At 72.2% G+C, this 9,683-nt stretch carries 10 protein-coding genes; 8 read left to right on the top strand and 2 right to left on the bottom strand.

Annotated features, from left to right (window positions below; genetic code table 11):
* Window positions 1–161: 161 nt before the first annotated feature.
* The gene (locus JWN97_RS15840; protein WP_297624656.1) at window positions 162–872 is read right to left on the bottom strand and encodes an SGNH/GDSL hydrolase family protein; all 711 of its coding nucleotides are present in this window, start codon (window positions 870–872) and stop codon (window positions 162–164) included.
* A gap of 128 nt (window positions 873–1,000) precedes the next feature.
* On the opposite strand from JWN97_RS15840, the gene JWN97_RS15835 reads away from it, so the two are divergent.
* The 8 genes from JWN97_RS15835 to JWN97_RS15800 all read left to right on the top strand — a co-directional run bounded on the left by JWN97_RS15835 (window position 1,001) and on the right by JWN97_RS15800 (window position 8,646).
* Window positions 1,001–1,810 (top strand): GNAT family N-acetyltransferase, encoded by an 810-nt coding sequence (locus tag JWN97_RS15835; RefSeq protein ID WP_297624654.1) that lies wholly within the window; start codon window positions 1,001–1,003, stop codon window positions 1,808–1,810.
* Between the two features lie 291 nt (window positions 1,811–2,101).
* Window positions 2,102–3,988 (top strand): molecular chaperone DnaK, encoded by a 1,887-nt coding sequence (dnaK, locus tag JWN97_RS15830; RefSeq protein WP_297624651.1) that lies wholly within the window; start codon window positions 2,102–2,104, stop codon window positions 3,986–3,988.
* Entirely contained in the window at window positions 3,985–4,701 is a 717-nt protein-coding gene (grpE, locus tag JWN97_RS15825) for a nucleotide exchange factor GrpE (RefSeq protein ID WP_297624648.1), read from the top strand. Before dnaK ends, grpE begins: the two co-directional genes overlap by 4 nt.
* Window positions 4,702–4,706: 5 nt before the next feature.
* Complete coding sequence (gene dnaJ, locus JWN97_RS15820) at window positions 4,707–5,879, top strand: molecular chaperone DnaJ (RefSeq protein WP_297624645.1); 1,173 nt, start codon at window positions 4,707–4,709, stop codon at window positions 5,877–5,879.
* A gap of 26 nt (window positions 5,880–5,905) precedes the next feature.
* Complete coding sequence (locus JWN97_RS15815) at window positions 5,906–6,313, top strand: MerR family transcriptional regulator (RefSeq protein WP_363321302.1); 408 nt, start codon at window positions 5,906–5,908, stop codon at window positions 6,311–6,313.
* Between the two features lies 1 nt (window position 6,314).
* Window positions 6,315–6,776 (top strand): SRPBCC domain-containing protein, encoded by a 462-nt coding sequence (locus JWN97_RS15810; protein ID WP_297624639.1) that lies wholly within the window; start codon window positions 6,315–6,317, stop codon window positions 6,774–6,776.
* A 222-nt stretch (window positions 6,777–6,998) separates the two neighbouring features.
* A complete protein-coding gene (locus JWN97_RS15805; protein ID WP_297624637.1) occupies window positions 6,999–8,309 on the top strand; it encodes a reverse transcriptase family protein in 1,311 nt (436 codons plus the stop codon).
* Window positions 8,310–8,367: 58 nt separating this feature from the next.
* A complete protein-coding gene (locus tag JWN97_RS15800; RefSeq protein WP_297624632.1) occupies window positions 8,368–8,646 on the top strand; it encodes a hypothetical protein in 279 nt (92 codons plus the stop codon).
* Window positions 8,647–8,752: 106 nt separating this feature from the next.
* On the opposite strand, the gene JWN97_RS15795 is transcribed toward JWN97_RS15800, so the two are convergent.
* The gene (locus JWN97_RS15795; RefSeq protein ID WP_297624629.1) at window positions 8,753–9,559 is read right to left on the bottom strand and encodes a pentapeptide repeat-containing protein; all 807 of its coding nucleotides are present in this window, start codon (window positions 9,557–9,559) and stop codon (window positions 8,753–8,755) included.
* Between the last annotated feature and the right edge of the window lie 124 nt (window positions 9,560–9,683).

Genomic DNA, 9,683 nt, shown 5'->3' with positions numbered 1-9,683 from the left:
GGTGAAGCGGACCAGTGCACAAACTCGCAATCGGCGAGGAGGCCGTCAATGGACGCAGATCTGCAGGTTGTTGCAACGCGAGAACCTGCACGTCCCGAACGTCGCCTTCGCGTCGTGTCCGATAATCGGGACCTCGCGCGATTCCGTCGTCGCGGAGCGGATCAGCGGGGGAGAAGCGCGGGTCGCGTGGGCGTGGTGGCAGCGATTCGCGCGGCCACTGCGTCCCCGAACTCGCGGTGCCCGGACTCGGTGAGGTGGAGCCGGTCCGCGAGGTAGGGGAGGTCGAGGTCGCTGGTGCGGACGTAGGGGACGTCGTACTCGTCGCTCAGGTCGGCCAGCAGCGCGTCCACGCGGGGCACCGCGGCCGAGCGCGCGGGGGCGTCCGCGGGGCCGACGACGACCACGTGCTGCCCGGCCAGGTCGGCCATGAGCTCGCGGAAGCCGCGTTCGACGGCGGCGGCGGGCTGGTCGTAGTCGTTCAGGCCACCCTCGACGACGACGAGCTGCGGGCGGGCGGCGAGCGCGGTCGGTGCCCGGTCGTGGAAGGAGACCGGGCCGCAGGTGCTGGCCCCCACGCTGAAGCCGGAGCCCGAGAAGCCCGCGACGTGGACCTCGCCGGGGAGGCGTCCGGCCCACGAGCGACCGAGGTCGTCCTGGCCGAGGCCGACGGACCAGGAGTCGCCGATCACCAGCACCCGCTGTCCGCCTCCGGTGACCATCGCGCCGCGCTCGCGTGCGTCGGCCCGGTGCTGCTGGCACCGTGCCAGGTCTGCTCCGGCGCGGTCGGGGAGGTTGAACGCCATGAAGGCAGCCAACAGCAGCGCGACGGCAGTGGCGCCGAAGACCCGGCGCAGGTTCCCCCGATGGAGCACGGGAGAAGTGTGCGGCCGGGAGACCGGATTCCGCAGGTGTTCACCGATGATATCCACCACGTGGATGACGCCGAACCACCCGGAATTGCAGGCGCGGCCGGGGCGCGTGCGCGCCTAGGGTGGCCGGCGTGACCGCTGACCCGCTGCTGAAGGCCTACGACGACCAGCTCCGCACCGACGCCGAGGTCGCTCGCGCCGCGGACCTGAGGCGCGAGGGGCCGGTGCTCTGGGCGGTCTTCGACCACGGCGGGTTCGTCAGCTACCGCGACCTCGGCGGGCTCGAGGGCGCCGCGCTCGACGACCTCATCGAGCGGACCGTCGCCCACTACCGCGACGACACCGAGGTCGCGTCGTTCGAGTGGAAGTCGCGCGGCCACGACCTGCCCGCGGACCTGGGGGAGCGGCTGGTCGCGCACGGCCTCGTGCCCGAGCCGGTCGAGACGGTGATGATCGGCGAGGCCGCCCTGCTCGCCGTCGCCGTACCCCTGGCGGACGCCCCGGACGGCCCCGTCGTCGTACGCCGCATCGGCGAGGGGGACGACGTGGTGCACGACCTGACGCGGATGCTGGCCGCCCAGGAGTCCGTCTTCGGCGGCGGGCGCGGACCGTCCGTGGACTCCTCCCTCGCCGAGCTGCGCTCCGGCGGCTCGGAGTTCTGGATCGCCGAGGTCGGTGACCGGGTCGTCTGCGGCGGGCGGCTGACGCCGGTGGCCGGCACGGAGTTCGCCGGCATCTGGGGCGGCTCGACGCTGCCCGAGTTCCGGGGCCGCGGGATCTACCGCGCCCTCGTCGCCGCGCGCGCAGGGTCGGCGATGGAGCGCGGCGTGCGCCTGATCCACTCCGACTGCACCGACATGTCGCGCCCCATCCTCGAGCGTTCCGGCCTGCGGGCCGTGACCACCACGACGCCGTACGTCTGGACCCGCCCGCCGAGCTGACGCATGTGCACACGCAAAAGGTGCCGAGCTGACGCTTGTGCACGCGCCAGAGGTGCCGAGCTGACGCTTGTGCCGACGCAGAATGCGCACAAGCGTCAACTCGGCGGTCCTGTGGTGCGCACGAGCGACAGGTCGGCGGGGATTTGTGCGGCGGCGGGAACATCTCGGGTCACCATGCGTTGGAGCCAGTGAACAGAGTTGAGTGAGATCGACTCAAGAGTTTTGCCAGTCCGGCCGAAGCGCGGCAGACTGGCACCACATCGCAGGATCCAACGCAGGAGGTAAACCCCCATGGCTCGAGCCGTCGGCATCGACCTCGGTACGACGAACTCCGTCGTCGCCGTCCTCGAAGGTGGAGAACCCACCGTCATCGCCAACGCCGAAGGCGCCCGGACCACCCCGTCCGTCGTCGCCTTCACCAAGTCCGGCGAGGTCCTCGTCGGCGAGGTCGCCAAGCGACAGGCGGTCACCAACGTCGACCGCACCATCCGGTCCGTCAAGCGCCACATGGGCGAGGACTGGAAGGTCGACATCGACGACAAGACCTTCACGCCCCAGCAGATCAGCGCGTTCGTGCTGCAGAAGCTCAAGCGCGACGCGGAGGCCTACCTCGGCGAGACCGTGACCGACGCGGTCATCACCGTGCCGGCGTACTTCTCCGACGCGCAGCGCCAGGCGACCAAGGAGGCCGGCGAGATCGCGGGCCTGAACGTCAGCCGCATCGTCAACGAGCCCACCGCCGCGGCCCTGGCCTACGGCCTCGACAAGGGCGAGGACCAGACCATCCTCGTCTTCGACCTCGGTGGCGGCACGTTCGACGTGTCCCTCCTCGAGATCGGTGAGGGCGTCGTCGAGGTCAAGGCGACCTCCGGTGACAACAACCTCGGTGGTGACGACTGGGACAACCGCGTCGTCGAGTGGATGATCAAGACGTTCAAGGCCAACTTCGGGGTCGACCTCGGCGCCGACAAGATCGCCAAGCAGCGCCTCCAGGAGGCGGCCGAGAAGGCGAAGATCGAGCTGTCCTCGAGCTCCGAGACCACGATCCACCTCCCCTACATCACCCACGGCGAGGGCGGTCCGCTCCACTTCGAGGAGAAGCTGACCCGCAGCGAGTTCCAGAAGCTCACGGCCGACCTGCTCGACCGCACCAAGGCGCCGTTCCAGTCGGTGCTCAAGGACGGCGGCGTCGCGGTCTCCAACATCGACCACGTGGTCCTCGTCGGCGGCTCGACCCGCATGCCGGCCGTGACCGAGGTCGTCAAGGAGCTCCTCGGCGGCAAGGAGCCCAACAAGGGCGTCAACCCCGACGAGGTCGTCGCCGTCGGCGCCGCGCTCCAGGCCGGTGTCCTCAAGGGCGAGGTCAAGGACGTGCTCCTCCTCGACGTCACCCCGCTCTCCCTCGGCATCGAGACCAAGGGCGGCGTGATGACCACGCTCATCGAGCGCAACACCACGATCCCGACCAAGCGCTCGGAGATCTTCACCACTGCCGACGACAACCAGCCGTCGGTGGAGATCAAGGTCGCGCAGGGCGAGCGCCAGATGTGGTCGCAGAACCAGCCGCTCGGCAACTTCGAGCTGACCGGCCTGCCGCCGGCCCCGCGCGGCGTGCCGAAGATCGAGGTCACCTTCGACATCGACGCCAACGGCATCGTGCACGTGTCGGCCAAGGACCAGGCGTCCGGCCGCGAGCAGTCGATGACCATCTCCGGTGGCTCGGCGCTCGGGAAGGACGAGATCGACCGCATGGTCAAGGAGGCCGAGCAGTACGCCGAGGAGGACGCCAAGCGTCGCGAGACGGTGGAGGCCCGCAACCAGGGCGACCAGCTCGTCTACACGACCGAGAAGTTCCTCGCCGACAACGGCGACAAGCTCCCCGACGACGTGAAGACCGAGGTCCAGGCCGACGTCGACGCGCTCAAGGAGACCCTGGCCAAGGAGGACGCGTCCTCCGAGGAGATCACCGCCGCGGTCACCAAGGTGGGCGAGTCCAGCCAGAAGATGGGTGCCGCGATGTACGCCGCCGCCGAGGCCGACCAGGCCGCTGCCGGCGGTGCCACGGGTGCCACCGGTGAGGCCGACGACGACGTCGTCGACGCCGAGATCGTCGACGAGCCGGCCGACTCCGACGCCGGGTCCGGCGACGACGCGTCCGCGGAGGGTGAGTCCAAGTGACCGAGTCCGGCAGCGCATCCTTCGGTGACGCGGCCGGCGAGATGGCCAACGAGACCGAGGTCGAGGTGCCCCAGGAGGGCGCCTCGGCCTCGGCCGGCCAGCCGGACGCAGCGTCCGACACCACCTCCGACACCATCTCGGACACCACGTCCCACGCCAGCTCTGACACGACGACCGACCCCGGCGCCGCCGGGGGGACCAGCGGCGTGGACAACTGGCTGGAGGAGGGCGGCCCGCTCGAGCCCGAGGACTTCGCCGACGACGGTGACGCCGTCGGCCCCTCGGCCGAGGTCCGGCTCGCCGAGCGCACCGCGGACCTGCAGCGGCTCCAGGCGGAGTACGCCAACTACCGCAAGCGCGTCGACCGCGACCGTCAGCTGATCACCGAGAACGCCACCTACCGCGTGCTCTCGCCGATCATCGAGGTGCTCGACACGATCGACCGTGCCCGCGAGCACGGCGAGGTCGACGGCGGTGGCTTCAAGGCCGTCGCCGACCAGCTGCAGAGCGTCGTGGCCGGTCTCGGCCTGACCCGCTTCGGCGAGCCCGGTGACGCGTTCGACCCCAACCTCCACGAGGCCCTGAGCCACCTGGGCACCGACCCTGAGGTCGACGTGATCACGTGCAAGCACATCGCCAAGGCCGGCTACAAGATCGGCGACCGGGTGGTGCGAGCCGCTCAGGTGCTGGTGGTCGACCCAGCTGAGGACTGACGCGGATGGCTGACACCGAAGGCTTCCGCAACGACTGGGCGACCAAGGACTTCTACCGGGTCCTCGGGGTCGCGCAGGACGCCAGCGCGGCCGACATCAAGACGGCCTACCGCAAGCTCGCCCGGGCCAACCACCCCGACTCCAACCCCGGCGACGACAAGAAGCACGAGAAGTTCAAGGCCGTCGCCGAGGCGTACGACGTGGTCGGTGACGAGGCCAAGCGCGCCAAGTACGACGAGTTCCGCTCGCTGCAGGCCCGTGGTGGCTTCGGCCCCGGCATGGGTGGCGGCGGGGGCGGCTTCGGCGGGGGTGGCTTCAACCTCGACGACCTGCTCCGCGAGCGCGGCGGGTCCGGCGGGCTGGGCGACATGTTCGGCGACCTCTTCGGAGGGGGCCAGCGCACCCGGACCCAGCAGGCGCGGCCGCGCCGCGGCGCCGACGTGGAGAGCACGGCGACCATCGGCTTCACCGACGCCCTCGACGGCGTCACGGTCTCGCTGCGGCTGACCTCCGACACGGCGTGCCCGACGTGCCAGGGCACCGGCGGCATGCCCGGCACCCGCCCGCACATCTGTCCCGAGTGCGAGGGCGCCGGCTTCATCGTCGCCGGCACCGGCGGCGCGTTCTCGATCAACGAGACCTGCCCCGCGTGCGGTGGCCGTCAGCTCGTCTACGACGAGGCGTGCCCGACCTGCCACGGCAGCGGCCGCGGTACGTCGGCCCGCTCGATCCAGGCCCGGATCCCCGCGGGGGTCAAGGACGGCGCCAGGATCCGGCTCAAGGGCAAGGGTGCGCCGGGCGAGCAGGGTGGCCCGGCGGGCGACCTGTTCGTCACGGTGAAGGTGAGCCCGCACCGCGTCTTCGGCCGCAAGGGCGACAACCTCACCCTCGACGTACCCGTCTCCTTCGACGAGGCGGCGCTCGGTGGCGAGGTGAAGATCCCGACGCTGGGTGGCGCGCCGGTGACGCTCAAGCTGCCGGCGGGCACGCCCAACGGCCGCACCTTCCGGGTGCGCGGCAAGGGCGCCACGCGTCGCGACGGCTCGAAGGGCGACCTGCTCGCCACCATCGAGGTCCAGGTGCCCGCGTCCCTCGACCAGACCGCGCGCGAGGCCCTCGAGGCCTACCGCAGGGCCACGGCCGGCAAGCCGCTTCGGGCAGGACTGTTCGACGCATGAGCTCGCCCCACGACATGAGCACCCCGATGAGCCCCTTCGGCGCTCCATCGCCCGACGCTGCGGTCTACGTCATCAGCGTCGCGGCGGAGCTGACCGGGCTGCACCCCCAGACGCTGCGGGCCTACGAGCGGATGGGGCTCATCGAGCCCGGCCGCACCGGGGGCGGCGGTCGTCGCTACTCCCACCGCGACCTCGAGCGGCTCCGCGAGATCGCCGACCTCACCAGTGCCGGCATCGGCATCGAGGGGGTGCGGCGGATCATGGCCCTCGAGCACCAGGTCGACGCGCTCCGCGCGCGCAACGAGGAGCTGGTGGCCGAGCTCGACGCCGTACGCCGTGGGCTGGCCGCGCGCGCGGTTGTCCCGGCCAACAAGCTGCCGGTGCTCCACCAGGCGGCCGCACGGTCGGTCGTCGTCTGGCGCCGGGGGACCTGACGTGCCGCGCATCGACCGCGCCGTCGCCGACGTCCCCGCGACACCGGAGGACGTCTACGCCGCCTTCGTCGACGCCGACGCGCTGGCGGCCTGGCTCCCGCCGGGTGACATGACTGGCGAGCTCACAGAGGTCGACCTCCGCGCAGGAGGCGGTTTCACCCTGGCCCTGCGCTACGACGAGGCCCCCGACGGCGGAGCCAAGACGACCGACGACACAGACGTGTCGCGGGTCGCGATCGACGAGCTCGTCGAGGGCGAGCGCGTGGTGTGGGGAGTCGTCTTCGACTCCGACGACCCCGACGACGCCGGTCGGATGACCATGACGTGGACGTTCACCGCGCGCGACAAGGGCACCCGAGTCGCGGTCGACGCCACCGACGTCCCGGCGGGCATCGACGTCGAGGCGCACCAGCAGGGACTCGACGCCTCGCTGGCCAACCTCGCCGCCTGGCTCGAGCGCTGAGGACTGTCGCCGGGCGCGGCTAGGGTGCCGGGGTGCGGCAGCGCTTCTTCGAGACGGCGGACCGGTGCGCGTCACCGGTTTGCTTCTCCGGGGCTACCCCGGGGACCACCGGATTGTTCGGGCACTGCACCGCGCGCGACCCGCTGCAGGTCATCGCGCGCACGACGGGACAGGTCGAGCTGCGCTGCCGCACCCCGCCCGCGATGCCGGGCGAGTGCCACGATGAGGACCGACCTCGCCGGCGCGCTTGCCGCTGGCTTCCTCGCCGGCGACTGGACCCGGCAGGGCCTCGAGGCGAGCGGCACGGTCGTGCTCGGCCGCCGACCGCCCTGGCTGGCGCCGCTCGTGCGGCAGGTGCTCGAGCTCTACCCCCGACCACCCGGGGACCGGCCGCGTGAGCTCGCCACCATCGTCGCCTCGCGACCGGCGGCGGCGAAGGCCCTGGGGTCCCGGCCGCTGGTGCGGCCGGTGGCCGAGACCCGGATGCTCAGCAACCGCTGGCGCCTTCCCGGCCTCCACGGCCTGGGCGACCTCGCGTCGTTCCTCGATTTGAGCGCCTCCGAGCTGGACTGGTTCGCCGACCCGCGCCACCTCGCACGACTCACCCCACAGGCGCCCCTGCAGCACTACCGCGTCAGCCACCGCGTCGCCGCCAGCGGCGGGATCCGCGTGCTCGAGGCGCCCAAGCCGCGGCTCAAGGTCATCCAGCGACGCCTCCTCGACGAGGTCACCTCGCTGATCCCGCCGCACGACGCGGCACGAGGCTTCCGGCCCGGCGGGTCGGTGCGCTCCTACGCCGCGCCCCACGCGGGCAGGAGCGTCGTGCTCCGGATGGACCTCGAGGCGTTCTTCGCCAGCGTCACCGTCTCCCGGGTCTACGGGATCTGGCGCACCGCCGGCTACCCCGAGCCGGTGGCGCACGCTCTCGCGGGCCTGGTGACCAGCGTCCTGCCGCTCTCGGCCTGGCGAGCCGTCCCGGCCCCGGCCGACGACGGACTGCTCGACGCCCACTGGCGGCTCGGCCGCCGGCTGGCCGCCCCGCACCTGCCGCAGGGAGCGCCCACGTCGCCGGCGCTGGCCAACCTGGCGGCCTTCAGGCTCGACGTCCGGCTCACCGCGCTCGCCCGGTCGTGGGGCGGGCGCTACACGAGGTACGCCGACGACCTCGCGTTCTCCGGTGCCGCGGGGTGGGGCAACGGCACGTCGCGGCTGATCGACGCGGTCGAGGGCATCGTCGTCGACGAGGGATTCCGGCTGCACCCGCGCAAGACCGGCGTGATGCCGCGCGCCGGCCGGCAGGTGCTCGGCGGCCTCGTCGTCAACGAGCGGCCGCGGGTCTCCCGCCAGCACGTCGACCGGTTGAAGGCGATCCTCCACAACTGCCGCATCCACGGACCCAGCGGCCAGAACCGCGACGACGTACCTGCCTTCGAGGAGCATCTGCGCGGCCGGATCGCGTGGGTCGCCCAGCACGACAGCCTGCGCGGGGCTCGCCTGCTGGCGATGCACGACGAGATCGACTGGAGCCGCTGAGGCAGTGGCGTGCGACGGATGTCGGTGTGAGCGCGTAGGTTCAGGGGGTGAGTGAGCGATGAGCAAGATGGACAACCTCCGCGCCATGCGCGAGGCGAAGTATGCCGAGGCGCAGAAGCGTGCTGCCGGCGCGCCGGCGAAGCCTGCCGCCAAGGCCCCGGTCGCCCCGCCGGCGCCGACGCGCGCGGCCAGGCCGGCAGCAATGACGCCGGTCGTCGGAGCCGACACCCCCGCCGACACCCCCGCCGACGAGGAGCTTTGCGGCCACCGCAACATGAGCGGTCGCTCCTGCACCCGCGAGCGCGGCCACGCGGCGAAGAGCCACCGCTACTCCTGACGGGCCCACCGACACGGCGACGCGGGGGCGGAGCACGGTGCGGCGCGAAGACCCAGGGGCTGCCAGGTGCTGGGTTCCATGCGCCGACGTCTGGGACCGGGCGCGGTCACGGCAGCGCTATGCGCATTCGGGTCCAGTGCCCCGGACGAGCCAGGTCCTCGGGCAGCTCGGTGGTGGCGTCGCCGTCTGCGGCGTTGAGCTGCGGCTGGGTGAGGAACAGCGTCGTGGAGAGATCCGTGCCGCGGACGTCGGCGTCGCGCAGGTCGGCGCCCAGCAGGTCCGTGGCGTGGAGGTCCAGGCCGCGCAGGTCGGCGCGGATCAGCAGGGCGCCGCGCAGGGTGGCTCCCCTGAGGTCGCGACGGCGCAGGTCCTTGCCGGCGAGGTCGGCGCGGGTGAGGTCCGCCGTGGAGCCGGAGCCGGACCGCACGCGCAGGCTGGCGGCGTCGAGGACGGTGCCGACTCGCTCGTACAGGTGGTCGACGTCGGAGGTGAGCAGGGTGACCGGGTCCGCCCGGTCGAGCTCGAGGATCTCCTCGACCAGCCCGTCCGGCACCGAGCCGGGCGCCCGGTCGGCGGCGGTGCCGAGGTGCAGGAGCATCTCGTGGAGCGAGCGCACCACGGAGAGCACCGCGGCCATCTCGCCGAGGTCGGCCTGGTCGCGCCAGGACGCCCCGCCGTAGGTCACCTGCGTGACGTGCTGCCCGGCACCGAAGCACTCGAAGCGCGTGCAGCCGACCCACCCGTCCTGGCGCAGGGTCGCGTGGATGCTGCAGCCGTCGTCGGAGGCGAGGTTGGCGCAGGGGGTGCCGCCGGGCTTGGTGACGCCGAAGCCGTCGCTGCGCGAGAAGGGCAGCAGGACGCAGCACAGTCCGCTGCAGCGGGAGCAGTCCGAGGACAGGACGGGCAGGTGCACCCGGCCATCGTCGCAGGACGCCCCCCGTCAGCAGGTGGTGCCCACCGGCAGGGTGTGGGTCGAGGGGTGGGTCAGGCGTACCAGTTGCTCTGAATGGCGAAGGCGTTGACGAAGGCCAGCACCA

The organism is Nocardioides sp. (assembly GCF_025965415.1).
Classification (GTDB): domain Bacteria; phylum Actinomycetota; class Actinomycetes; order Propionibacteriales; family Nocardioidaceae; genus Nocardioides.
This window is presented reverse-complemented; position numbering and strand designations above follow the sequence as displayed.

Bases quoted from the DNA above. Each gene is read 5' to 3' on its own strand.
- JWN97_RS15815 (WP_363321302.1), top strand. From the start codon at position 5,906: ATGAGCCCCTTCGGCGCTCCATCGCCCGACGCTGCGGTCTACGTCATC.
- JWN97_RS15805 (WP_297624637.1), top strand. From the start codon at position 6,999: ATGAGGACCGACCTCGCCGGCGCGCTTGCCGCTGGCTTCCTCGCCGGC.
- dnaK (WP_297624651.1), top strand. From the start codon at position 2,102: ATGGCTCGAGCCGTCGGCATCGACCTCGGTACGACGAACTCCGTCGTC.
- dnaJ (WP_297624645.1), top strand. From the start codon at position 4,707: ATGGCTGACACCGAAGGCTTCCGCAACGACTGGGCGACCAAGGACTTC.
- JWN97_RS15800 (WP_297624632.1), top strand. From the start codon at position 8,368: ATGAGCAAGATGGACAACCTCCGCGCCATGCGCGAGGCGAAGTATGCC.